Raw genomic sequence first — 22,535 nt, forward strand, 5'->3', positions numbered from 1 at the left:
CATGTTCCATGAGCGATCTGTTCGAAGCCTCCGGCATTCACGCCCCTGACGCCCCCTTGGCCGACCGTCTGCGCCCGCAGACGCTGGATCAGGTCGTGGGCCAGGACCACCTGCTGGGACCCGGCGGGCCGATCCGCCGCATGATCGAGGCCGGGCGTCTCGGCTCCATGATCCTGTGGGGGCCGCCCGGCACCGGCAAGACCACCATCGCCCGGCTGCTGGCCAGGGCGGCGGGCTATGAATACCAGTCGATCAGCGCCGTCTTTTCCGGCGTCGCCGACCTGAAGAAGGCGTTTGAGGCCGCGCGGATGCGCCGCGCGGCGGGGCAGCAGACCCTGCTGTTCGTGGACGAGATCCACCGCTTCAACCGCGCCCAGCAGGACGGCTTCCTGCCCTTCGTCGAGGAGGGCGTCGTCACCCTGGTTGGGGCCACGACCGAGAACCCCAGCTTCGAGCTGAACGGGGCGCTGCTGTCGCGGAGCCAGGTCTATGTGCTGAAACGTCTGGACGACGCGGCGCTGGATCAGCTGCTGGATCGGGCCAGCGCCTTGATGGATCGGCCTCTGCCGCTGACGCCGGAAGCGCGCCACGCCATGCTGGCCCTGGCCGACGGCGACGGCCGCTATCTGCTGACCATGTCGGAGGTGCTGTTTGACCTTCCGGAAGGCGAGCCTCTGGATGTTCAGGCCCTGGCCGGGGTGTTGCAGAAGCGCGCCCCCGCTTACGACAAGAGTCGAGAAGAGCATTACAACCTCATATCCGCGCTGCATAAATCGGTGCGTGGGTCGGACCCGGATGCGGCGCTCTACTGGCTGGCGCGGATGCTGAACGGGGGCGAGGATCCGCTCTATCTGGCGCGGCGGATCGTGCGGATGGCGGTCGAGGACATCGGTCAGGCCGACCCCCTGTCTCTCCTGGTCGCCAACGCCGCCAAGGACACCTACGACTTCCTGGGCTCGCCCGAGGGCGAACTGGCGTTGGCCCAGGCCGTCGTCCATCTGGCCACGGCGCCCAAGTCGGTCGGGGTCTATGAGGCCTTCAAGGCGGCCAAGCGCGCGGCGCATGAGACCGGCTCCCTGATGCCGCCCGCCCATATCCGCAACGCCCCGACCAAGCTGATGAAGTCGCTCGGTTACGGCAAGGGCTATCAGTATGATCCCTCGACGCCCGAAGGCTTCTCGGGCGCGAACTTCTTCCCCGACGAGATGGAGCGCCGCACCTTCTACAAGCCCAAGGGCGAGGGCCACGAGGAGAAGGTCAAGGCGCGGCTGGAACGCTGGGCGGCGTTGCGAGAACGGGGGCAAAAGGAAGGCTGAGACGCAGGCGGCGTTGAAGCGAGGCCGTAGAGTTCCCAAGTCCAGCGCCACCTCAGTTGTGAGCGCCTAACGCCATGAATCTCAATCAGGTCACAGTCGAAGCGACGGACATCCCGCGCGCCAAGGCCTTCTATCAGCGGCTGGGTCTGACGATGATCGTATCCAGCGACCACTATGCCCGCTTCCTCTGCCCCGGCGACGGATCAGGCGCGCCTGCGACCTTTTCGGTCCACCTGACCGATCGGGTGACGCCCGGCGGCGTCGGGATTTATTTCGAGTGCGCCGATCTGGACGAGCGGGTGGCGGCGTTGAAGGCGGCGGGCGTGGCGTTCGATCATGATCCGGTCGATCAGACCTGGCTGTGGCGCGAAGCCTGGCTGCGTGACCCCGACGGCAACCGTCTGTGCTTCTATCGGGCCGGCGAGAACCGGATGAACCCGCCGTGGCGCGTTGCGGGTTCCTGATCACCGTTCATTGTTAAGCATGACGGTTCGGGCGTAGCCTCCCGCCATCGGCAACCTGGGGAGGGAACATGACCGACATTCTGAGAACGCAACGCACGCCGTGGCACCTGTGGCTGGTGGGCGTGCTGTCGTTGCTGTGGAGCGGCTACGGCGGATACGACTTCATCCAGACCACCACGCGGGGCGAGGCCTGGTTCCGCGAGGCGGGCTTCGACGATGCCATGGTGGCCTATTTCAACGCCATGCCGGCGTGGATGTATGTGCCCTGGGCCATGGGCGTCTGGGGCGCGGTTCTGGGGTCCCTGCTGCTGCTCGCACGCAGCCGCTGGGCGGTTCACGCCTTCGCCATCTCCCTGATCGGGGCGGTGGTCAGCCTGATCTATCAGAAGGCGCTCAATCCGCCGCCGCCGCTGCCGGAGGCGGTGAAGATGATGGAATGGATGCCCTACGGCATCGTGGTCATCGCCGCCTTCCTGCTCTGGTACGCCTGGAGCATGGCGAAGAAGGGCGTCCTCCGCTAAAGGCTCGGCGGGTGAAAACCCGCCAGCCCGCTTCCCTAACCGAAGAAGACATCGCCGCCGTCCGTTCGTGGGTCATCCACGAGGACGCGCACATCATCGCCTTCAACAAGCCCTCGGGCCTGTCGAGCCAGGGCGGACGCATCCAGGCCCATACGCTGGACGACTTGCTGTGGGCCTTCGCCCGTTCGAACGGCAAGCGGCCGGAGCTGGTGCATCGGCTGGACCGGGACACCTCGGGCGTCATTCTGGCGGCCAAGACCAAGCCGGCGGCGGGCTTCCTGGGCAAGGCGATGCAGATGCGCCGTTTCCAGAAGACCTATCTGGCCCTGGTGTCCGCAGCGCCTGAGCCCAAGTCGGGCCGCATCACCGCCGCCCTGCGCCGCGAGGAGATCGGGCGCGAAAGCTATATGCGCGTGGTCGAGTTCGACGCGCCGGGCGCGCAAGGCGCGGTCAGCGGCTATCGCACCCTGGCGGCCAGCGACGACGGCGCTCTGGTCGAACTGTCGCCCGAGACGGGGCGGATGCACCAACTGCGGGTCCACATGGCCTCGATCGGTCGGCCTCTGGTCGGCGACGTGCGTTATGGCGGGGCGCTGACCTTTGCCGGTCGCGGCGCGCCGCGCCTAATGCTGCACGCCGCCAAGCTGTCCTTCCCGCACCCCGAAGGCGGCGAGCGGATGACGCTGGAAGCCGCCCCGCCCGAGGACTTCATGGCGCTGCAGGCGGCGGCGGGTCTCTAAGGCGGTTCAGCACGGGTTCAGCTTTCAGGCGGAACATCGGGGTCTGCTCGACGCTAATCCGGGCAAGGAGATCGCCGCATGAAACGTCTGACCTTCGGCCTGATCGCAGCTTCCGCCCTGGCGCTGAGCGCCTGCGCCAGCCTGGCTCCCTATGGTCCGCAGCAGGGCGCGCGGGGGCAGGGGTTCAGCGAGCAGCGCATTGAATCCAACCGATTTCGTGTCACCTACAACGGCGTCGGCGCGCCCGGCAGGGTCGTGGACCGCGCCCTGTTCCGCGCGGCGCAACTGACCGTCGATCAGGGCTATGACTGGTTCGAGGTGACGCAGCGCTGGATCGACGGCCGCCCCGACAGCGCCGGCGGCGTGCGTCCCAGCGTCTCGATCGGCGCGGGCTCCAGCCGCTACGGCGGTTGGTCGTCGTCCGGCGTCGGCGTGGGCCTGGGCTTTGATCTCAGCGGGCCGCAGCCGACCTCGACCACGCTGGAGATCGTCATGGGCCGTGGCCAGCGCCCGAGCCGCCCGGACGCCTATGACGCGCGCAGCGTGCAGGACGCGATCCGGCCGCGCCTGTAGGGGCAGAGAAACGCCGCGCGCGTCTTGCCGTCACTGGCGCTTTGCGCGCACGGCCGGATTGTCGGCGACCTTGAGCAGGTAGCTGCCCATGGCGGCGCGACGCACCCTGACGGGCAAGCCCTCGGTGGGTCGGAACTGAAGCGGGAAGGTGTCGATCTGTCGCCAGATCGAGCCGTCGGCCAGATGGAAGGTCCATCCTGCGCCGGTGACGTAGGAAGCGCGAGCCAGGGTCGTCTCGATCTCCTCCAGCTGTGCCGTTTCGCCGCCAGCCAGCAAGGCGGGGAAGGTTGGCAGGGAAAAGCCGAACAGGGCGCGGCGGGCTTCCAGGACGCGCTCTCGTTCGACGAAGGCGATGTCCCCGTCGCGTTCCGCGACTCCCAGTGATTCGACGGCGGCGTCATAGCAGGTCACGCGGTCGGTGCTTTCGCCGATGGATCGGCACTCGAAAAGCCGCTGGATGGCCGCCGGCCGAGGCGGCAAAGGCCAGCTGTTCACGCTGCCGGCCGGTGAAGTTCGGGCCGCCTTCGGCGCTCAATACCGCCAGGATGACTTCGCCTTCCGTCCGGATGCCTCGCTGGCCCAGAGCAACCCCGTTGTGGCGCGCCGCCGACGGCGGTTCGAACGGCGGCTCGGAAATCGCGGGCTTCAACCCGTCGCAGGCTCTGAAGGGCACGACGAACTCCAAGGAAATCTTCGCCGAAGTTCTGGTGCCGGTGCTGAGCGACCTGCCGTTCGTGCAGCAAATGGATCTGACGCTGGGCTACCGCTACTCGGACTACAACACGATCGGCGGCGTGTCGGCCTACAAGGCTGATGTGGAATGGCAGGTCATGGACGGCCTGCGCTTCCGCGGCGGCGCCAACCGCGCCGTTCGTGCGCCTTCGATCGGCGAACTGTTCGCGCCGACCAACACCAGCTTCCCCTCGATCGGCTCGCCGTCGGCGACCGGTCTGTCGGGTGATCCCTGCGACATCCGCAGCAGCTATCGCAACGGCGCCAACGCGGCTCAGGTCCGGGCGCTCTGCCTGGCGCAAGGCGTCGCGCCGGGTTCGATCGACAGCTACCAGTTCGGCAACAACCAAGTGTCGGGCATCACCGGCGGCAACGTGAACCTGGAAGAAGAAACCGCCGACACCTGGTCGGTCGGCGCCGTCTACCAGTCGCGCTTCCAGCACCCGCTGCTGTCGGGCGCCTCGGTTTCGCTCGATTACTACAACATCGAGATCACGAACGTGATCGGCACCGTCGGCGCCGCGGCCCAGCTGCAGGGCTGCTTCAACGCCCAGGGTCAGAACCCGACCTTCGATCCGAACAACGGCTACTGCCAGCTGTTCGCCCGTGACCCGCTGACCGGCAACGTCACCCAGGCGCGCGAGCTGAACCAGAACCTCGCCACCCTGAAGACCTCGGGCATCGACGCCCAGTTCGACTGGAAGGTCCAGCTGGCCGACGCCGGTCTGCCGGACTGGGGTTCGCTGAACGCCAACGTCGTCGTCGGTTGGCTGGAAACCTGGCAGCGCCAGGACACCGCCGGCGGCCCGTTCATCAACCGTACGGGCACGATCGACAGCGTGTTCGGCAACACCTTCCCCGAGTGGAAGATGCTGTCCTCGCTGAACTGGTCGAAGGGCGCCTTCGGCGCTGGCGTCCGTTGGCGCCGCGTCGGTGAACTGACCCAGTTCGGCACCGCGACCGTGCTGGAGCCGCTGCACTACTTCGACCTGAACGGTTCGTGGGCGGTCAACGACACGGTCGTCCTGCGCGCCGGTGTGAACAACCTCACCGACGAAGACCCGCGGACCTACGCCCCGGGCGTCCAGGCCAACACCGATCCGTCGACCTATGACGTCCTCGGTCGTCGTTACTACGTTGGTCTGACCGCGCGCTTCTAAGTACGGGCATCACCACCAGGAGAGGGGCGGCGGATTTCGATCCGCCGCCCCTTTTCCGTGTGGGGCCGGCATTTTCGCCAAAGCGGCGCTGTCGGTGTAGAAGCCGGGCATGACGCAGTTTCTTCTTGTCGCCGCCGGCGGCGCCCTGGGGGCCGTGGCCCGCTATGGGCTGGGCCTGACGGTCGGGCGGTTGGCGCCAGGCGCGGGCTGGCCCCAATCTTGGCCCTGGGCGACGTTCGCCGCCAACATCTCGGGCGGTCTGCTGATGGGGCTGCTGGCCGGATGGCTGGCGCTGAAGGCGGGCGCGGGGCAGGAGAGCATCCGCCTGTTCGTCGCCGTCGGCGTGCTGGGCGGCTTCACCACCTTCTCGGCGTTTTCGCTGGAAGCCGCTTTGATGATCGAACGCCGTGAACTGGCCACGGCTTTCGTCTATGTGGCGGGTTCGGTGGTTCTTTCCATCGCCGCCCTGTTCGTCGGCCTGATGATCGCGCGCAAACTGTTTACCGGAGTGGGCGCATGAGCCGCGAAGTCCAGACCCTCTATGTCGCCGAGGATGAACACGACATCCGCCTGGACCGGTGGTTCAAGCGCCGCTGGCCGCACCTGACCCATATCCAGGTGGAAAAGATGGCCCGCAGCGGCCAGATTCGCGTCGATGGCTCGCGGGTCAAGCCGCAGGACCGCCTGACCGCCGGCGCCGCCGTGCGCGTGCCGCCGCTGCCCGACGCCAATCCGCGCAAGCCCGGCGACCTGCATGAACTGACCGAGCGCGACATCGCCTACGCCAAGTCGCTGGTCCTCTATGAAGACAAGATGGTCATCGCCCTGAACAAGCCGCACGGCCTGGCCGTGCAGGGCGGCACCAAGACGACCAAGCACGTCGACCGCCTGCTGTCGGCCTGGGGCGAGGGGATGGACCGGCCGCGTCTGGTCCACCGTCTGGACCGCGACACCTCGGGCGTGCTGCTGCTGGGCAAGGGGCCTGAGGCGGCCAAGCGCCTGGCCGGGGCCTTCGCCCGGCGTCAGGCCAAGAAGACCTATTGGGCCATCGTCATCGGCAACCCCAAGCCCTCGGCGGGCCAGATCGACATGGCGCTGAAGAAGACCGGCATCAACGACTTCGAGATGATGCGCCCCGCCGAACCCAAGGACCCCAAGGGCGAACCGGCCGAGACCGCCTTCGCCACCATCAGCCGCGCCGCCCACCGCGCCTCGTGGATGGCGCTGCGGCCTTTCACCGGCCGGACGCACCAGCTGCGCGCCCACATGGCGGCCATCGGCCACCCCATTCTGGGGGACGCCAAGTATGGCGACGAGAAGTCGCGCGAACTGTCCGGCGTGCTGAAGCTGCAGCTTCACGCCCGCCGCATCGAGCTGGACCATCCGGGCGGCGGCAAGCTGATCGTCGAGGCGCCGCTGAGCCCCGAGATGAAGGCCGGCTTCGCCCACTTCGGCTTCTCCGAGGACGAAAGCGACGTCGATCCGTTCGAAGGGGTCAAGCGCCAGCGATGAGCCATGACGGCCGCCCCAGTCTAGAGCGCACGGCCATTGACCGGCTGATCGCCGCTGGTCGCCTGGAGGAGGCTCTGGCGGCCTTGCGCGCGGCGCCGAACTCGGCGGCGACCTGGCCTTTGCAGCTGGACGAAGCCCTGGCTCTGCGCGTCGCCCAGGTGAAGGCCAGGCCGAGCAGCAGCGTGTCCGAGCATAATCTGGCGGCGCTTCTGGGCGACATGGGACGTCATGCCGAGGCTGAAGCGGCGGTTCGCCGGGCTTTCGCCAAGGGCGGCGACGCGCCGGAAACCTGGCTGATCCTGGCGAGAGCGCTGGCGGGGCAGGAGAGGTGCGACGAAGGCGAGCAGACCTATCGTCAGGCGGTCGCTCGGCGGCCGGCCTATGTGGAAGCCCTGCGCGAACTGGCTCAACTGATCTGGATGCGGACGGCCGACGCCGCGCGCGCCCTGGCGCCGATTCGCGAGGCGCTGGATCGGGCGCCGGGCGACGGCAGGTTGCGAAGTCTGCTCGGGCTGCTGATGGAATACACAGGCTCGCCGCCGCGTGAGGTCTGGCGCGCTCTGGTCGAGAGCGGGAGGGGCGATCCGGCGATTGATCTGGGCGCGGCCAACGCCGCTCTGTCGTTTGACCGCGATCTGGCGCTGGATCATGCCTTGGGGGCCATGGCTGCCGCGCCGGGGCATCCGCTTGTCGCCTTGAAGCTGGCCGAGATTCGATTGGCGCGCGGCGAACTGGATCAGGCCGCGGTCTTGCTCGCCGAAATCGACAGGCCGGCGGATGACCAGAATTGGCTGTCGCTGAAGGCCGCCTTGGAGCGGTTGTCAGGCGTCAGCCGTGGTCCGTCGCTGAACGACTATGACGCCTTCGTGCAAGGGGGAGCGATCGATACGCCCAAGGGGTGGAGCGACCTGCCCGCCTATCTCGGGGATCTCGCCGCGGCCTTGCGTCGTCTGCACACCTTCCGGACGCATCCGGTCGGACAGAGTCTGCGGCACGGGACCCAGACCCATGTCGATCTGCGATCCAGCGAAGACCCCGCCATCCGGGCCTTCTTTGACGCCATCGACGGTCCCATCAAACGCTATCTGGAGCGGCTGGGGGGCGGCGACGACCCGTTGCGGCGTCGCAATACCGGGGACTATCGCATCGCCGGCTGCTGGTCGGTGCAGTTGGCGCCGAACGGATACCATGCGCCGCACGTCCATCCCGAGGGCTGGTTGTCCTCGGCCTGCTACATCGAACTGCCCGGAGCGGTCGATGCGGGCGGGCGAGAGGGGTGGATCGGCTTTGGCGCGCCGCCGTTTGTCTGTGCTGCGCCCACGCCGCCTGAACATTTCGAGAAGCCGGAGCCGGGAAAACTGGTGCTGTTTCCTTCCTACATGTGGCACGGGACCGTGCCGTTCACGGGCGATGAGACCCGCCTGACCATCGCCTTCGACGTGGTTCCGGCATGACCCGTCCGCTGGCCGTCTTCGACATCGACGGCACCCTGGTGGACAGCCGGGCGTCGATCCATCGCGCGTGCTGTGAGGCGGCGCAGGCCCTGGGGTTGCCCGAGCCCAGCTATGACCGGGTGCGCCAGATCGTCGGCCTGACGCTGGACAAGGCGCTGCACGTGCTGGAGCCCGGCCTGACGACCGCCGAACTGGCCGATTTTGTCGCCGCCTTCCAGGCCAGCTTTCGGGTCATGCACGAGGCGGGACATCAGGAAGAACTCTATCCCGGCGTCATGGACACGCTGCGGCGGCTGAAGCGCGACGGTTGGCGGCTGTCGCTGGCGACGGGTCAGAACCGGCGCGGCGTGGCCCGCAATCTGGCTCGGCCGGAATGGAGCGAGCTGTTCCTGTCCAGCCACTGCGCGGCGGACGGTCCGGGCAAGCCCGATCCCGCCATGCTGCTCGCCGCCATGACGGTCTGCGGAGCCGACGCCGCGTCCACGACGATGATCGGCGACACCAGCCACGACATCACGATGGCGCTGAACGCGGGCGTGCATCCGCTGGGCGTCGGCTGGGGTTTCCATACCCATGACGAACAGGTGGCGGCGGGCGCGCGCCACGTCGCCGTCGACTTCCCTGATCTGGAGGCGGCGCTGGACCGCTTCGCCTTGACCGCCCTTGCCGCTTAAGATTGGCCGCCTAGAAGACCGATATGTCCCACATCCCCCCGCTTGATCCCAACGTCGCCGCCCGCAAGGGTTTTCGCGAGTCCGAAGAGCGCATCAAACGCTTCTGGAAGGTCGCTGACGTCTCGGCTGACGAGGGCGGCTGGACCGTGCGTCTGGACGGCCGCACGCCCAAGACGCCGGCGGGCAACACCCTGACCCTGCCGACCGAGGCCGCCGCGCGGCTGGTCGCTGACGAATGGGCGGCGCAGGGCGAGTTCCTGGTCGCATCGACCATGCCCGCGACACGTCTGGCCTCGACCGCCATCGACCGGGTCAGCCAGACGCGCGAGCCGGTGGCCGCCGAGATCGCCGCCTACGCCGGGTCGGACGTCATCTGCTATCTGGCCGAGAACCCCGGATCGCTGATCGAGCGCCAGCAGGCCGAGTGGGGGCCGTGGCGCGACTGGGCGGCACGGGAACTGGGGGTGGCCCTGCATCCAGCGGAAGGCATCGTGCACCGGGCGCAGTCGCCCGAGGCGCTGGCGCGGGTCAAGGCGTTGGCGCTGGAGATGGACGACCACAGCCTGACCGGGCTGGCGACGGCCGTGCCCCTGCTGGGGTCGGCGGTGCTGGGGCTGGCGGTGCAGCGCGGCGCGCTGTCGGGCGAGGCGGCGCTGGAGTTGTCGCGCCTGGACGAAGCCTTCACCGAGGAACGCTGGGGCGTGGACGAGGAGGCTGCGGCTCGCGTCGCCGCGCACCGCGTCGAGGCGGCCCTGTTGCAACGGTGGTTTGAGGCTTTGCGCGTCTAATTTTCCAATATGGAAACTTATGACTTGACGGTCCGGAAAGTCACATTCATTTTCCTGTCTGGAAAGTGAGGGTGCCGCCATGACCCAACCCGAGAACGACGACCCCGCCGCCGCCCTGGCGGCGATCCGCCAGTCCCAGGCGGTGGTTCAGGACAAGGTGGCGCAGGGTTCCTGGCGCTATGATCTGGTCTATTCGTCGATCGCCGCCGTCATGGTGGGCGGGCAGGCCGCGCCTCTGCCGTTCAACGTGCTGGCCTCGGGCGGCGGCGCTCTGGCGCTGGCCCTGCTGCTGCGGGCCTCGGCCGAGAAGAGCGGCGTCCTGGTGACGGGCGTGACGCCCAGGAAGGCCCGTTGGGTGGCCTATGGGGTGGGCGGCCTGTTCATCGTCCTGATGGGGCTGTCGCTCTACGCCGGTCGTCGCGACGACATGGTCTGGGCGCCCTTTGCGCTGACGGCGGTCGCCTTTGTCGGTGCGTTGGCCTTCTCGCGCCTGTGGCTGGCGGTCTATCGCGACGAGACCGGGGCCAAGGGATGAGCTTCGTCCCGCAATTCGATCCCGTGATCCATGCGCCGGGCCGATTGCAGATCTGCGCCATGCTGTCGGCGGCGGACGAGGTCGAGTTCGCCACGGTCCGCGACGCCATCGCCGTGTCCGACTCCGTCCTGTCCAAACACGTCAAGCAGTTGGAGGAGGCGGGCTATCTGAAGCTCCGCAAGGCGGCGATGGCGGGGCGTCAGCGCACCTGGCTGGCGCTGACCCCGGCGGGCAAGACGGCGTTTGCCGCCCATGTCTCGGAACTGACCCGGCTGGCCGGGCTCGTCGCCGGCTGATGGATCAGCCCAGCGAGCCGTCGATCAGGGCTTCGCGTTCCTCGGCGGTGATCATCCGCCACCTGCCTTCGGGCAGGTTGTTCAGGTGGATCGGGCCGACGCGGATGCGCAGCAGGTCCGTGACCTCCAGATCGACCATTTCGCACATCCGGCGGATCTGACGGTTGCGGCCCTCGGTCAGGATGAAGCGCAGGCGGTTCTGCTCCATGCGCGACACCTTGGCGTATTTCAGGATGCGCCCGTCCAGCATCAGGCCGCGCCGCAGCAGGGCCAGCTTCTTTTCGGTCACGTCGCCTTCGACGCGGACCAGGTATTCCTTGTCCAGATGCGACTGCGGCCCGATCACGGCCTTGGCCACCACGCCGTCGGACGACAGCATCAACAGGCCGCGCGAGTCCTCGTCCAGACGGCCGATGGGGGGCAGGGAGGCGTCCTCGGCCGGGACGGCGCCCTCGCCGACGCGGTTGGCCTCGGTCAGCAGGCGCACGGCCGGAATCTTGTCCGGCTCAGGCTGGCCCGAGACATAGCCCAGCGGCTTGTGGATCAGGATGGTGACGCCCGAGGCCAGGGCGGCCTGGCCCCGGTCGTTCAGGGTCAGGGTCTGGCCCGGCTCGATCTTGCGGCCGGCGTCGGTGACAGTCTCGCCGTCGATGGAGACCATGCCGGCGGCGATCAGGCCCTCGGCCTCGCGCCGCGAGCAGACCCCGGTCTGGCCCAGCCACTTGTTGATGCGGACCGGCTCAAGGCCGTCGTAGGTGCGAGTGAAAGCCATGCGGCTCTGTAGAGGGCCGGGGGGCGCAGGGGCAAGCCTTGGGCGCGGAGAGGCTCAGGCGCGGCGGAACAACAGGCTGATGTTGTTGGCGGGCATTTCCGTCCGCAGCGTCAGCGTCAGGCCGTGTGATCGGGCCAGGGCGACGACCTGGTCCCGGTCGCGCAGGCCCCAGGCTGGATCGCGGGCCTTCAGGCTGATGTCGAAGGCTTCGTTCGACGGGGCCAGCGGAACCTCGGCCTCGTGATAGGCGCCGTAGAGATAAAGCAGTCCGCCGGGTCGAGGTAGGGCGCGCTCCGCCAGCTTCATCAGTCCCTCGGTCGCCGCCCAAGGGCTGATGTGGATCATGTTGATGCAGACGACGGCGTCGAACGGGGCGTCGGGCCAGGTGCGCTCATCCATGCAGTCCAGCGCCAGCGGCGGCTGAAGGTTGGCCGATCCCGCATTCGCGGCCCAGGCGGCGATGCTGGCGCGGGCGTCGGGGCTGGGGTCGCTGGGCGTCCAGATCAGGCCGGGCAGGGCGCTGGAAAAGGTCACGGCGTGCTGGCCGGAACCGGCGGCGATCTCCAGCACCCGACCGCTTTTCGGCAGATGGGCGCGCAGCAGGCGCAGGATCGGCTCGGCGTTGCGAACCGAGGCGGGCGACGCCAGGGCCCCGTCGGGCAGGGCGGTGAGGGTGTCCATGGTGCGCATCCGACTGTGATATCGCTGCTCAGCGCCCGTCGCGACCGGAAAACATGCTGCAACGCAGCAGAACCTATTCTGACAGAAGTGAATTCCGGCAACGGTTGACCTTGCGTCGCCTCCGATGGCATTGCGCCTGAAACAGGACGTGATCAGCGTCCGACTCGTCATGGCGGCGTCAGATCGCCGGGCGGCCCGGTTCAGGAGACCATGTTGTGACTGCAGACGTATCGATTCCGGGTCTCTATCCCGCGCCGACCGACCACAAGGGTCTGGTCGCCTGGGTCGCGCAGATCGCGGCCCTGACCAAGCCGGACCGGGTTCACTGGTGCGACGGTTCCGAAGCCGAGAAAACGGCCATCGTCGCCGACCTGATCGCCAAGGGCACGCTGAAGGAGCTGGATCAGACCAAGCGTCCCGGCTGCTACTACGCCGCCTCGGATCCCAAGGACGTGGCCCGCGTCGAGAGCCGCACCTTCATCTGTTCGGAAGAAGAGGCCGACGCCGGCCCGACCAACAACTGGTCCGACCCCGTGGAGATGCGTGATCGCCTCGAGGGCCTGTTCGACGGCTGCATGACGGGCCGCACCATGTATGTGGTGCCCTTCTGCATGGGGCCGCTCGGCTCCAAGATCTCCGCCCTGGGCGTCGAGATCACCGACAGCGGCTATGTCGCCGTGTCGATGGGCGTGATGACCCGCATGGGCAAGGGCGCGCTGGACATGCTGGGCGCCGACGGCGTTTTCGTCCCGGCCGTGCACACCCTGGGCGCGCCGCTGGCCGAAGGTCAGGCCGACGTGCCGTGGCCCTGCAACGACGACAAGTGGATCGTCCACTTCCCTGAAACCCGCGAAATCTGGTCCTACGGCTCGGGCTACGGCGGCAACGCCCTGCTGGGCAAGAAGTGCTACGCCCTGCGCATCGCCTCGATCATGGCCCGCGACGAGGGGTGGCTGGCCGAGCACATGCTGATCCTCAAGCTGACCAGCCCCGAGGGCGTGTCCAAGTATGTGGCCGCCGCCTTCCCCTCGGCCTGCGGCAAGACCAACCTGGCCATGCTGCAGCCGGCGCTGGAGGGCTGGAAGGCCGAGACGGTCGGCGACGACATCGCCTGGATGCGCTTCGGCGACGACGGCCGCCTGTATGCCGTAAACCCGGAAGCCGGCTTCTTCGGCGTGGCGCCGGGCACCAGCCGCAACACCAACCAGAACGCCCTGGCGACCCTGACGAAGAATACGATCTTCACCAACACCGCCCTGACCGCGGACGGCGACGTCTGGTGGGAAGGTCTGACCAAGGAGGCCCCCGAGGGTCTGACGACCTGGAAGGGCCAGCCCTACGACCCGGCCTCGGGCGAGCCTGCCGCCCACCCGAACGCCCGCTTCGCCGCCCCCGCCGGCCAGTGCCCGGCCATCGCCCCGGAATGGGAAGATCCCAAGGGCGTGCCGATCGACGCCATCCTGTTCGGCGGCCGCCGCGCCTCGGCCGTGCCGCTGGTGACGGAAGCCTTCGACTGGGAACACGGCGTCTTCATGGGCTCGACCGTGGCTTCGGAAGGCACCGCCGCCGCCGAGAACAAGGTCGGCGAGCTGCGCCGCGATCCCTTCGCCATGCTGCCCTTCTGCGGCTACAACATGGGCGACTACTTCGGCCACTGGCTGAAGCTGGGCGCCCAGGCCGACGCCGCCAAGCTGCCGCGTCTGTTCTTCGTCAACTGGTTCCGCAAGGGCGAGGACGGCAAGTTCGTCTGGCCGGGCTTTGGCGACAACGCCCGCGTGCTGAAGTGGATCGTCGAGCGCCTGGACGGCAAGGCCGAAGCCGTGGACACCCCGGTCGGCCGCCTGCCGACCAAGGCCGCGCTGGACCTGTCGGGCCTGAGCCTGTCGGACGCCGACCTGAAGATCCTGCTGGACGTCGACGCCGAGGTCTGGACCGAGGAAGCGGCCCTGATCCCCGCTTTCTACGAGAAGTTCGGCGACCGCCTGCCCAAGGCCCTGTGGGACCAGCATGCGGCCCTGACCAAGCGTCTGGAAGAAGCCCGCGCGGCCAAGCTCGCCGCCGAATAAGGCGAAGCGCCGGGTTGAAATCGGGGCGCGGGAGGTCGAAGGACAGCCCGTGCCCCTTTTCAATTCTCAAGACATCGTGGTCATCGGCGCGGGCGTTCTGGGCCTGTGCGCGGCAGCGGAACTGGTCCGGCGCGGCCATGACGTGACCGTGGTCGATCCCGGCGGCCTGAACGCCTCGGCGGTCGCAGCGGGCATGATCGCCCCGGCGATGGAAAGCGCCATCGATGATCTGAGCCGTGATCAAGCCGAACTGCTGCGGCGTGGGCGCGATGCGTGGACCGACTTCGCTGAGGCGACGGGCGTGGTGCTGAGCCGTGATGTGGCCGAATGGCGGGGCGGCGAGGTCGACGTGTTGGCCGGGCGTCTGGCGGCGTTGGGCTTTGCGCATGAATTCGATCGCGACGCCGGGCGGCTGACGACTCGCGAAGACTGGAAGGTCGAACCGGCGCAGGCCTTGGCGGCGCTTGGGCGGCGTGTTCGCATCATCGAAGGCCGCGCGAAGGCGCTGTCGCGGCCGGGTGCGCGCTGGCGGGTCGAGACCACGGCGGGGCCGCTTGAGGCCGATCAGGTGGTGCTGGCGACCGGGGCCGAAGCGGCGCTGGTGGGCCTGCCCGAAGACGCCGCCCGCCTGATGACCCTGATTACGCCGATCCGGGGGCAGATCGGCGTGGTCCGAGAGCGGCTGACCGATCACGTCGTGCGCGGGCCGGGCGCCTATGTCGCGCCGATGGGCGAGGGCTGCGTGATCGGGGCGACGATGGAGCCGGGCGAGCGGTCGCTGACGCCCGATCCCGAGCGGTGTGCGCGGATGCTGGCGGCGGCCTGGGCCGTGCTGGGCCAGCCGCCGCGATCGCTGGACATCGAATGGCGCGCCGGCGTGCGCGGCGCCACGCCCGACGGTCTGCCGATGGCGGGCGCGGTCGAGGCCGGGCTGCATCTGGCGCTGGGGCCGCGCCGCAACGGCTGGCTTCTGGGCCCGCTCGTCGCCGGGGTCGTCGCCGACGAAGTCGAGGGCCGGCCCTCGAAAGAACCGGCCCTCGCCCCCCGTCGCTTCATCTAGCCTTCAGGCAGGTTGAAGCGAATGGCGATGCCGACGCGGGCGCCGTCGACGGCCTGACCGTCCACCGTGCGCGGGCTGAGGCGGAAGTAGCGCGTCAGGCCCAGCGCCGCCCGCCCGAAGCCCTGATTGCCGGGCGTTTCGGACGCGACTGAACAGCCGGTCAACGACCCGTCCACCCGCACCAGGCAGGACAGGTTCGCCACGCCGTTGACGCCGCGCGCCTCGGCCGCCGAGGGGTAGGCCCGCATCATCTGCTCGGCCGTTGGCTTCCTGACCCAGTCGGGGTTGGTGATGACCGGGACGGGCGGCGTCGGCTGAGAGGTGACGGCGGTTCCCTGCGCAGGCGTCGGCGCGGGATCGGTCAGGTTGATGATCGGCCCTGTGTCCGTCGAGGTGACGGGCGCGACGGGAACCTCCAGCGGCGCAACGGTCGAGGGCAGGATCCGGTCCGGACGATGGATCGGGGGCGTCGGCGCGGGCGGAACCTTGGGCGCGACCAGAGGCTCGGGCGGCTTGGGCGAGCGGAACAGCTCGACGATTGTCGGCGGGCCTTCCTCGACGGCCGGAATCTCCGCGATCTCGAACCGCTGATTGTAGAGCCACACCCCGGCGCCGACATGGACCAGGGCGGATGCCCCGATCGCCGCCCACATCCATCGCGGCATCGGTTTCCGCCGCTCGGAAAAGTCTATCGGGCTCACCAGTCCGGGGCCGCCCGCGGTTCTGATCATCATGGCCTTCAACGCCTCCTGTCGCAGACCCTCCCCAGCGCCCACGGAACAAAGTTCGCGCCCCGCTTGCGGCTTTATTGCGGCGCTTGTTTATTAGGCTTTCATTAACCTTGGTTAGCGACCGTCAACCATATGAGCGTAGGAGCGATTCCATCATCCGGCGGGGTTGAAGCGGCCATCCGGCGTGCGTCCAGCACGACCGGCGTGGACTTCGATTTCCTGATGAAGACGGCGCGTCGCGAGAGCGCGATGAACCCGTCCGCGCGGGCCGGCACCTCGTCGGCCTCGGGTCTGTTCCAGTTCATCGAACAGACCTGGCTGGCCACGGTGAAACAGCACGGGGCCAAGCACGGCTACGGCCAATACGCCGACCTGATCCATCGCGGCGACGACGGCCGCTGGCGGGTGCAGGGCTCGGCCCGCAACGTGGTGCTGGACCTGCGTTTCGACGCCCAGGCCGCCTCGACCATGGCGGCCGAGCTGACGGCCTCCAACGCCGCCTATCTGCGCGGGCGCACGGGACGCGAGCCGGGCGCCGGCGACCTCTACGCCGCGCATTTCCTCGGCCCGGCGGGCGCCGCCAAGCTGATGGAGGCGATGCAGTCACGGCCGGGCGCCAGCGCGGCGTCGCTGTTCCCGGATGCGGCCTCGGCCAATCGCTCGATCTTCTATCGCAACGGCCGTCACGCCACGGTGGCCGAGGTTCACGCCAACCTGCAGCGCACGGCGGGCGAGGGCGCCCCGGCGGCGGGTGTCGGCTCGACGCTGAACACCACGCCGGACCTGAGCGAGAAGGATCGGATGCTGGCCGCGCGCCTGGATCGTCTGAAGCAGGATCAGAGCCTGCTGGCCTTGCTGCTGGGCCAGGACGGGTCGGGCGGCGGCGGGTTCGGCGGGGCCTTTGCGCCGCCTTCGGAGACGACGACGTAAAAGAACGTGGTTTCGCCTCATTCCTAATGAGGCGTTAACTATGTAACGCTAAGCGTGACGATTGATTCTCCGCCCGCCTAGCTCACGAGCTCTCTCATGACCGCCTACCGCGCCCGACTGACGGAAAGCGACATCAGGCGTCTGATCAAGTCCGACGCGGAAGACGACCGCGCGGCGGCGGCGCACAAGCTGTGCCGCAGCATCGACCGGATGCCGCTGGACGACGTCGACCGGGCCGCGGCGCAGAAGATTCTGAGCGTGCTGGCCAACGACGCCGCCGAACTGGTGCGCCGCGCCCTGGCCGTCACCCTGAAGGCGTCGGAGGTGATGCCGCGCGAGGTGGCGCGTCGCCTGGCCGCCGATATCGACAGCGTGGCCCTGCCGATCATCGCCAGCTCGCCGGCCTTTACCGATGACGACCTGATCGAGATCGTCCGCGCAGGTTCGGCCGTGCGCCAGACCGCCGTGGCGGCGCGGGAACGTGTGCCGCGCGACGTCGCTGCCGTTCTGGCGGCAGAGGGCTGCCAGTCCGCCGTGCGCGCCCTGGCGGCGAACGACAACGCCGATATTTCCGAAGCGTCTCTCGGCGTGGTCGTCGATCGCTTCGGCCAGGCCTCCGAGGTCGTCTCGGCCGTCGCCTATCGTCAGGTCCTGCCGCTGTCGGTGACGGAGCGGCTGGTGGCCCTGGCCAGCGACGCCGTGCGCGAGCATCTGGTGACGCGCCACGCCGTGGCGCCCGAGACCGCCATCCAGTTCGCCCAGTTCGCGCGCGAGCGGGTGACGGTCGATCTGGTGGATCAGGCGCGGGTCAGCAACGACCTGCCGGCCTTCGTCGCCGGGCTGAACGCGCGCAAGGTGCTGAACGCCTCGTTGCTGCTGCGGGCGTTGGCGCGGGGGCAGATGGCCCTGTTCGAACACGCCTTGGCGGAGCTGACCGGCACGCCGCATCACCGCGCCTGGCTGATGGTGCACGACGCCGGGCCGCTGGGGCTGAAGTCGATCTATGACCGCGCCGGGTTGCCGCCGCGCCTGTTCCAGGCCTTCCGCGCGGGCGTGGACACCTGGCGAGCGCTGCAGGCCGAGGGCGGCGACACCGCCAGCGATCTTTTCCGTCAGCGAATGCTGGAGCGTTTTCTGAGTCAGCGCCCCAATGCAGCGCGCGAGGACCTGGCCTATCTGATGGAGCGGCTGGATCGCCCAGGCCAGGCCGAAGCCGAGGCCGCGGTCAGCGCGGCCTGAAGGATCGGCAAGCACTAAAAAAGGCGCCTCCGCGAGGAGGCGCCTTTCTTGTTCCGGAGACCTTGGATCAGGCCAGGTGTTCGGCGACCCGCGCTTCCAGGGTCTCGGCGAGGGCGCGGCCGACCGGATGATCGTCGGTCTGGATCTGATCGCGGACCACGGCGCGGATGGCGTCGATGTGGGCGTCAAGGATCGCCGTGGGCGCCTGCATCCGCTTTTCGCCGTCGTCCATCAGTCGGCACAGGGATCCGGCGAGGCGCGTCACCAGCGGATACTGATAGGTGGCCCCCAGCCCCTTCAGGTCGTGGGCGCGGAAATAGAGCCCCTCGGCGGTTTCGGGGGTGTAGCCCTTGGCGCGGATATCGGCCTGGGCCTGCTCCAGCTTGACGATCTCGTCTTGCAGCCATTGGCCGAACTGGGCCGACATGGCGCGAAGGGCTTCTTCGGCCTTGGCGATGGCGTTGGCGTCGATGCCGCCGAAGCCCCCGCCGACCTTGGCGCGCAGGGGGTTGGGCGGACGAATGACTTGCGGAGGGTTGCTCACGTGACAGGCTCCTGAACTCGTACCGGAGACCTTAGGCGGCGGAGGCTTAAAAACCCGTGACGTTTAACTGGCGAACTGTTCGGCCATGACGCGTTCCTCGAACGAGCGTCCAGCATCGAACAGCATGGTCAGGCTGATGTCGCGGCGTTCACGCACGTCGACACGGGTCACGCGGCGGACTTCGAAATTGTCGGCGGTGGCGCTGACGGGCCGCTTGTCAGCCTCCAACACCTCGAAGCGGACGCGCGCCGTATGCGACAATAGGGCGCCGCGCCAGCGTCGGGGCCGGAAGGCGCTGATCGGGGTCAGGGCCAGGCTGGGCGCGTCCAGCGGGATGATGGGGCCGTGCGCCGACAGGTTGTAGGCGGTCGATCCGGCGGGCGTGGCGACCATGCAGCCGTCACAGCTGAGCTCCTCCAGCCGCACCTTGTCGTTGATGCTGACGCGCAGCTTGGCGGTCTGGCGTGTCTGGCGCAGCAGGGAGACCTCGTTGATGGCCAGCCCGCTGTGGACCTCGCCGCTCTCGGTCCAGGCGTCCATCTGCAGGGGGTGGATGACGGTGCGGTCGGCTTCAGTGATGCGCTGAAGCAGGTCGTCGTCCTCATAGTCGTTCATCAGGAAACCGACCGAGCCCCGGTTCATGCCGTAGACCGGGGTGCGAAGCTGCAGGTTGTTGTGCAGGGTCTCCAGCATGAAGCCGTCGCCGCCCAGGGCCACGATGACGTCGGCCTCGGCCACAGGAACCGAACCGTAGCGTTCGCTCAGGCGCAGGCGCGCGGTCTCAGCTTCCGGCCGGTCGCTGGCGACGAAGGTGAGGGCGAGGGGCGCGGGAGATTGGGTCACGCCGCTACGCAAGCTGAGCCGGCCGGCCGTGTCAAACGGAAGCGGCGTCAATTTCCGCCATCAGCAATCTGAATTCATAGGCGGCCTGATCCGCCGACCGCTCGGCCAGGCGCCAGGCCGAAGCATCGGGATCGGCAGGGAAGCCTTTGTTCAGCTTGCGGATTTCAGCCAAAAGGGCGGGAAAGGCCGCGCGGTCCAGGCCGACCGCTGTGCAGGCCAGGAACAGGGGGCGCGCGGTGTCGCCCTGCAGCGCCCGCCGCACATGGGCGATGTCGAACCTGCCCAGCGCCGCCATCCCGTGGGCGAACACGCCCAGCTTTTCCTCACGCAGGGCGCGGATCAGATAGGCGGGGCGAAGCTGGCCCGCCGCGTGCAGCTTGGCCACCAGCCGAGCGTCAGCGTCCTCGGCGGGCGCGGCGCTGGGCTGCTGCGCGCGCCAGGCCTGTTCGCTCGCGGCTTCGGCCGCTTGCGCGAGTGCGGCGGGGTCCAGCGCGAAGCGGTCGCTGATCGCCTGGCGCAGGGCCTCGCCGACCCATTGATACAGGCGCGCGCCCAGGGCTTCGTCTAGGGCGGGGTGCCGCGTCAGCGGGGCGCGCAGGGCGGCCAGATGGCGCGACTGGTCGACTAGGTCGGAAAAGGCGTCGGTCTCGATCCGGGCGCTGCGATTGGTGGCCAGAGCGGTCATCACGGCGGGGGCGCCGCGCTCGACGATCGCGCGCGCCACCGCCGCCCCGAGGTCGGGACGCAGGGCCACCTGAATCTGATGCTCGACCGAACAGTCGGCCAGCAGTTGCAGGAGGTCCTCGTCCAGCAGCAGCGGACTGGCGGCGATCACTGGCCGGGCGATCTGGATTTCGTCGGCCGCCAGCATGCGGACCAGGGCTGCGGGAGCCCATTCGACGTTGGCCAGTTGCTTGGCCAGGGCCTGCCGGACATCGTGCTCGGCGCTGCGGGTCAGGGCGATGAAGATATCAGCCAGGGCGTCGGGCGCGGCCCCCTTGGCCTGGGTGGTTTCGTACAGGCCGGCGACGCCCAGCAGCAGCCGACGTTGATCCTCGGGCGAACGTTTGCGGGCCAGATCGAGCAACTGGTTCAATCCGGACAAGGGGATGTCTCGTGCTTGTTTGGCCGACTCCGGCGGGACGACTGAGGACACCGGCGGCTCCGCCTATCGAAACGGCCGCCCTGGCCGCGCGGCATCCTGATCTCCTTGGGGTGAAAACAGGGTTAACGAAATCCTGCCGGCGCCTTCAGGCTCGCTTGACGCGGGGCCGGGGCGGGGCGACGTTCAACCGAACAATGATAAGGGAGATCGTCATGGCGGACGGATCGGCGGCGTCGCTGAAGTCGCGGGTGTCAGAGGCCGAATGGCAGGCGCGCGTTGAACTGGCCGCGCTTTATCGGCTGGTGGCTCTGCACGGGTGGGACGACATGATCTTCACCCACATATCGGCCCGCGTGCCGGGGCCTGAGCACCACTTCCTGATCAACCCCTACGGCTGGTATTTCGACGAAATTACAGCCTCTTCTCTGGTGAAGGTCGACCTGGAGGGCAACATCGTTCAGGACACGACCAGCTTCATCAACCCGGCCGGCTTCACCATCCATTCGGCGGTCCACGCGGCGCGCGAAGACGCGAAATTCGTCATCCACCTGCACACGGTGAACGGCGTGGGCGTGGCGGCGCAGAAGGATGGCCTTCTGCCGATCAGCCAGAACGCCTGTCTGCTGCAGCATCAGGTCGCCTACCACGGCTATGAGGGCCTGGCGCTGAACCACGACGAGCGCGAGCGGCTGGTCGCGGATCTGGGCGACAAGCCTCTGATGCTGCTGCGCAATCACGGCACGCTGGCGGTGGGCGAGACGGCGGCCCAGGCCTGGGTCGGAATCTTCTTCCTGGAGCGGGCCTGCGCCCAGCAGGTGGCGGCTCTGTCGGGCGGGCGCGAACACGTGCTGATCGCACCCGATGCGGCCCAGGCCGAGACCAAGGATCAGGGGCGCGGCATCGGCTTCATCTCGTCGCTGGCCTGGCCCGGCGCCCTGCGTCAGCTTGAGCGAAAATCGCCGGGCTACGACGTGTGAAGGCGGTCGGGGGGCTGCTGATCATCCTGGGGCTGGCGGGGGCGGCGTCCTCCGCCTTCGCGGGGAGTTGGAACCTGCCGAAAGGCCAGGGGCAGGCGATCGTGAAATACGAGAACATGCGCGCGGACGAGGCCTTTGGCCCTGTCGGCGGCCGGTTGGACCTGCCGGTCGAGCGGGTGGATCGCTCGGCGTCGGCGCTGATCGAATACGGCCTGAGCGACAGCTGGACCTTGCAGGTCAAGGGCGAGTGGCAGGAAGGCCGCGACGGCTTCGTCGACTATGAGGGCCGAGGTCCGTTCGAGATCGGCGCGCGCTGGCAGGCCCACCGCGACGACGACAGCGTCCTGGCCGTCTACGCCGGCTATGCCCAGGGCGGCGCGGGGCGCAACGCCGGCTATGCGCCGCCGGGAGCGGGCGACAGCGACTGGGAGGCGCGCGTGCTGGCCGGCCAGTCGTTCGACGGATCGGGCGTTCGGTGGACGCCGCAACGCAGCTTCGTCGAGGCGCAGCTGGCCCGGCGCTGGCGTCAGGGGCTACCGGACGAGGTGCGCGTGGACCTGACCGCAGGCGCGCACCTGAACGACGACTGGATGCTGATGGCGCAAGGGTTCGGGGGCGCGGCGGACGGCGACGGGGCGCGCTGGCTGTCGGTCGAACTGTCGGCGGTTCGCCATGTCGGCGCCTGGAGCGTGCAGGGCGGATGGCGACAGGCCGTCGCGGGCCGAGACACCCCCGTGGCCGGAGGGCCGATTATCGGGATTTGGCGTCGCTTTTGATGCGATTTTCCGCGACGGAAACCGGGCGCGACGCCGTTACAGATAC

26 protein-coding genes are annotated in these 22,535 nt (G+C 68.5%); 19 read left to right on the forward strand and 7 right to left on the reverse strand.

All coding sequences use genetic code 11. The features are described from left to right. The first annotated feature begins 8 nt into the window (after positions 1-8). The 5 genes from AC3IS2_RS04535 to AC3IS2_RS04555 all read left to right on the forward strand — a co-directional run bounded on the left by AC3IS2_RS04535 (position 9) and on the right by AC3IS2_RS04555 (position 3,614). Complete coding sequence (locus tag AC3IS2_RS04535) at positions 9-1,316, forward strand: replication-associated recombination protein A (protein WP_489199461.1); 1,308 nt, start codon at positions 9-11, stop codon at positions 1,314-1,316. Positions 1,317-1,390: 74 nt separating this feature from the next. Continuing rightward, on the forward strand, positions 1,391-1,780 hold the full coding sequence (locus tag AC3IS2_RS04540; protein WP_489199462.1) for a VOC family protein: 390 nt from the start codon (positions 1,391-1,393) through the stop codon (positions 1,778-1,780). A 68-nt stretch (positions 1,781-1,848) separates the two neighbouring features. Further along, a complete protein-coding gene (locus tag AC3IS2_RS04545; protein ID WP_489199463.1) occupies positions 1,849-2,301 on the forward strand; it encodes a hypothetical protein in 453 nt (150 codons plus the stop codon). 11 nt (positions 2,302-2,312) lie between these two features. Beyond that, entirely contained in the window at positions 2,313-3,041 is a 729-nt protein-coding gene (locus AC3IS2_RS04550; RefSeq protein WP_489199464.1) for an RluA family pseudouridine synthase, read from the forward strand. A 78-nt stretch (positions 3,042-3,119) separates the two neighbouring features. After that, positions 3,120-3,614, forward strand: coding sequence for a CC0125/CC1285 family lipoprotein (locus tag AC3IS2_RS04555; RefSeq protein WP_489199465.1), 495 nt, complete (start codon positions 3,120-3,122; stop codon positions 3,612-3,614). Between the two features lie 30 nt (positions 3,615-3,644). On the opposite strand, the gene AC3IS2_RS04560 is transcribed toward AC3IS2_RS04555, so the two are convergent. Next, complete coding sequence (locus AC3IS2_RS04560) at positions 3,645-4,025, reverse strand: hypothetical protein (protein ID WP_489199466.1); 381 nt, start codon at positions 4,023-4,025, stop codon at positions 3,645-3,647. A 182-nt stretch (positions 4,026-4,207) separates the two neighbouring features. Between AC3IS2_RS04560 and AC3IS2_RS04565 the strand changes: the two genes are divergently transcribed. From AC3IS2_RS04565 to AC3IS2_RS04600, 8 genes are all read left to right on the forward strand, one after another. Further along, positions 4,208-5,506 (forward strand): TonB-dependent receptor, encoded by a 1,299-nt coding sequence (locus tag AC3IS2_RS04565; protein ID WP_489199467.1) that lies wholly within the window; start codon positions 4,208-4,210, stop codon positions 5,504-5,506. A gap of 109 nt (positions 5,507-5,615) precedes the next feature. Next, positions 5,616-6,026 carry a fluoride efflux transporter CrcB gene (gene crcB, locus AC3IS2_RS04570; protein ID WP_489199468.1) on the forward strand — a complete coding sequence of 137 codons (411 nt, stop codon included), beginning with the start codon at positions 5,616-5,618 and terminating at the stop codon, positions 6,024-6,026. Then, entirely contained in the window at positions 6,023-7,018 is a 996-nt protein-coding gene (locus AC3IS2_RS04575) for an RluA family pseudouridine synthase (protein ID WP_489199469.1), read from the forward strand. The genes crcB and AC3IS2_RS04575 overlap by 4 nt, the downstream gene beginning before the upstream one ends. Beyond that, positions 7,015-8,472, forward strand: coding sequence for a putative 2OG-Fe(II) oxygenase (locus AC3IS2_RS04580; RefSeq protein WP_489199470.1), 1,458 nt, complete (start codon positions 7,015-7,017; stop codon positions 8,470-8,472). Before AC3IS2_RS04575 ends, AC3IS2_RS04580 begins: the two co-directional genes overlap by 4 nt. Next, complete coding sequence (locus tag AC3IS2_RS04585) at positions 8,469-9,146, forward strand: HAD-IA family hydrolase (protein WP_489199471.1); 678 nt, start codon at positions 8,469-8,471, stop codon at positions 9,144-9,146. The genes AC3IS2_RS04580 and AC3IS2_RS04585 overlap by 4 nt, the downstream gene beginning before the upstream one ends. A gap of 23 nt (positions 9,147-9,169) precedes the next feature. Continuing rightward, a complete protein-coding gene (locus tag AC3IS2_RS04590) occupies positions 9,170-9,934 on the forward strand; it encodes an ATP12 family chaperone protein (protein WP_489199472.1) in 765 nt (254 codons plus the stop codon). A gap of 79 nt (positions 9,935-10,013) precedes the next feature. Next, positions 10,014-10,469 (forward strand): hypothetical protein, encoded by a 456-nt coding sequence (locus AC3IS2_RS04595; RefSeq protein WP_489199473.1) that lies wholly within the window; start codon positions 10,014-10,016, stop codon positions 10,467-10,469. Beyond that, the gene (locus tag AC3IS2_RS04600; RefSeq protein ID WP_489199474.1) at positions 10,466-10,765 is read left to right on the forward strand and encodes a transcriptional regulator; all 300 of its coding nucleotides are present in this window, start codon (positions 10,466-10,468) and stop codon (positions 10,763-10,765) included. Before AC3IS2_RS04595 ends, AC3IS2_RS04600 begins: the two co-directional genes overlap by 4 nt. 4 nt (positions 10,766-10,769) lie before the next feature. Here AC3IS2_RS04600 and AC3IS2_RS04605 read toward each other — a convergent pair whose 3' ends face one another. Beyond that, positions 10,770-11,537, reverse strand: a complete 768-nt coding sequence (locus tag AC3IS2_RS04605) for a pseudouridine synthase (protein ID WP_489199475.1) — start codon at positions 11,535-11,537, stop codon at positions 10,770-10,772. A 54-nt stretch (positions 11,538-11,591) separates the two neighbouring features. Further along, positions 11,592-12,218 (reverse strand): DUF938 domain-containing protein, encoded by a 627-nt coding sequence (locus AC3IS2_RS04610; protein WP_489199476.1) that lies wholly within the window; start codon positions 12,216-12,218, stop codon positions 11,592-11,594. Between the two features lie 215 nt (positions 12,219-12,433). On the opposite strand from AC3IS2_RS04610, the gene AC3IS2_RS04615 reads away from it, so the two are divergent. After that, positions 12,434-14,284: a phosphoenolpyruvate carboxykinase (GTP) gene (locus AC3IS2_RS04615; protein WP_489199477.1), complete on the forward strand. Its 1,851-nt coding sequence runs from the start codon at positions 12,434-12,436 to the stop codon at positions 14,282-14,284. Between the two features lie 49 nt (positions 14,285-14,333). Next, a complete protein-coding gene (locus tag AC3IS2_RS04620) occupies positions 14,334-15,344 on the forward strand; it encodes an NAD(P)/FAD-dependent oxidoreductase (RefSeq protein ID WP_489199478.1) in 1,011 nt (336 codons plus the stop codon). Here the strand turns inward: AC3IS2_RS04620 and AC3IS2_RS04625 are convergent. Next, positions 15,341-16,009 carry a TonB family protein gene (locus AC3IS2_RS04625; protein ID WP_489199479.1) on the reverse strand — a complete coding sequence of 223 codons (669 nt, stop codon included), beginning with the start codon at positions 16,007-16,009 and terminating at the stop codon, positions 15,341-15,343. The two genes, AC3IS2_RS04620 and AC3IS2_RS04625, sit on opposite strands and share 4 nt — an antisense overlap. 198 nt (positions 16,010-16,207) lie before the next feature. Here AC3IS2_RS04625 and AC3IS2_RS04630 point away from each other — a divergent pair, with 198 nt between their 5' ends. After that, positions 16,208-17,005, forward strand: coding sequence for a transglycosylase SLT domain-containing protein (locus tag AC3IS2_RS04630; protein WP_489199480.1), 798 nt, complete (start codon positions 16,208-16,210; stop codon positions 17,003-17,005). A gap of 96 nt (positions 17,006-17,101) precedes the next feature. Further along, positions 17,102-18,244: a SpbR family protein gene (gene spbR / locus AC3IS2_RS04635; RefSeq protein WP_489199481.1), complete on the forward strand. Its 1,143-nt coding sequence runs from the start codon at positions 17,102-17,104 to the stop codon at positions 18,242-18,244. Between the two features lie 67 nt (positions 18,245-18,311). Here spbR and AC3IS2_RS04640 read toward each other — a convergent pair whose 3' ends face one another. The 3 genes from AC3IS2_RS04640 to AC3IS2_RS04650 all read right to left on the reverse strand — a co-directional run bounded on the left by AC3IS2_RS04640 (position 18,312) and on the right by AC3IS2_RS04650 (position 20,736). After that, complete coding sequence (locus tag AC3IS2_RS04640) at positions 18,312-18,788, reverse strand: Hpt domain-containing protein (protein WP_489199482.1); 477 nt, start codon at positions 18,786-18,788, stop codon at positions 18,312-18,314. A 63-nt stretch (positions 18,789-18,851) separates the two neighbouring features. Beyond that, positions 18,852-19,631: an NAD kinase gene (locus tag AC3IS2_RS04645; RefSeq protein ID WP_489199483.1), complete on the reverse strand. Its 780-nt coding sequence runs from the start codon at positions 19,629-19,631 to the stop codon at positions 18,852-18,854. Positions 19,632-19,662: 31 nt separating this feature from the next. Continuing rightward, positions 19,663-20,736: a DUF2336 domain-containing protein gene (locus AC3IS2_RS04650; RefSeq protein ID WP_489199484.1), complete on the reverse strand. Its 1,074-nt coding sequence runs from the start codon at positions 20,734-20,736 to the stop codon at positions 19,663-19,665. 212 nt (positions 20,737-20,948) lie between these two features. On the opposite strand from AC3IS2_RS04650, the gene AC3IS2_RS04655 reads away from it, so the two are divergent. Further along, positions 20,949-21,713: a class II aldolase/adducin family protein gene (locus tag AC3IS2_RS04655; protein ID WP_489199485.1), complete on the forward strand. Its 765-nt coding sequence runs from the start codon at positions 20,949-20,951 to the stop codon at positions 21,711-21,713. Continuing rightward, positions 21,710-22,489: a hypothetical protein gene (locus tag AC3IS2_RS04660; RefSeq protein ID WP_489199486.1), complete on the forward strand. Its 780-nt coding sequence runs from the start codon at positions 21,710-21,712 to the stop codon at positions 22,487-22,489. Before AC3IS2_RS04655 ends, AC3IS2_RS04660 begins: the two co-directional genes overlap by 4 nt. The last annotated feature ends 46 nt before the right edge of the window (positions 22,490-22,535 follow it).

The organism is Brevundimonas sp. KH_025, assembly GCF_057839885.1.

Bases quoted from the DNA above. Each gene is read 5' to 3' on its own strand.
- spbR (WP_489199481.1), top strand. From the start codon at position 17,102: ATGACCGCCTACCGCGCCCGACTGACGGAAAGCGACATCAGGCGTCTG.
- AC3IS2_RS04595 (WP_489199473.1), top strand. From the start codon at position 10,014: ATGACCCAACCCGAGAACGACGACCCCGCCGCCGCCCTGGCGGCGATC.
- AC3IS2_RS04630 (WP_489199480.1), top strand. From the start codon at position 16,208: ATGAGCGTAGGAGCGATTCCATCATCCGGCGGGGTTGAAGCGGCCATC.
- AC3IS2_RS04585 (WP_489199471.1), top strand. From the start codon at position 8,469: ATGACCCGTCCGCTGGCCGTCTTCGACATCGACGGCACCCTGGTGGAC.
- AC3IS2_RS04535 (WP_489199461.1), top strand. From the start codon at position 9: ATGAGCGATCTGTTCGAAGCCTCCGGCATTCACGCCCCTGACGCCCCC.
- AC3IS2_RS04625 (WP_489199479.1), bottom strand. From the start codon at position 16,009: ATGCCGCGATGGATGTGGGCGGCGATCGGGGCATCCGCCCTGGTCCAT.
- AC3IS2_RS04575 (WP_489199469.1), top strand. From the start codon at position 6,023: ATGAGCCGCGAAGTCCAGACCCTCTATGTCGCCGAGGATGAACACGAC.
- AC3IS2_RS04605 (WP_489199475.1), bottom strand. From the start codon at position 11,537: ATGGCTTTCACTCGCACCTACGACGGCCTTGAGCCGGTCCGCATCAAC.
- AC3IS2_RS04555 (WP_489199465.1), top strand. From the start codon at position 3,120: ATGAAACGTCTGACCTTCGGCCTGATCGCAGCTTCCGCCCTGGCGCTG.
- AC3IS2_RS04590 (WP_489199472.1), top strand. From the start codon at position 9,170: ATGTCCCACATCCCCCCGCTTGATCCCAACGTCGCCGCCCGCAAGGGT.
- AC3IS2_RS04610 (WP_489199476.1), bottom strand. From the start codon at position 12,218: ATGGACACCCTCACCGCCCTGCCCGACGGGGCCCTGGCGTCGCCCGCC.
- AC3IS2_RS04655 (WP_489199485.1), top strand. From the start codon at position 20,949: ATGGCGGACGGATCGGCGGCGTCGCTGAAGTCGCGGGTGTCAGAGGCC.
- AC3IS2_RS04580 (WP_489199470.1), top strand. From the start codon at position 7,015: ATGAGCCATGACGGCCGCCCCAGTCTAGAGCGCACGGCCATTGACCGG.
- crcB (WP_489199468.1), top strand. From the start codon at position 5,616: ATGACGCAGTTTCTTCTTGTCGCCGCCGGCGGCGCCCTGGGGGCCGTG.
- AC3IS2_RS04540 (WP_489199462.1), top strand. From the start codon at position 1,391: ATGAATCTCAATCAGGTCACAGTCGAAGCGACGGACATCCCGCGCGCC.
- AC3IS2_RS04545 (WP_489199463.1), top strand. From the start codon at position 1,849: ATGACCGACATTCTGAGAACGCAACGCACGCCGTGGCACCTGTGGCTG.
- AC3IS2_RS04600 (WP_489199474.1), top strand. From the start codon at position 10,466: ATGAGCTTCGTCCCGCAATTCGATCCCGTGATCCATGCGCCGGGCCGA.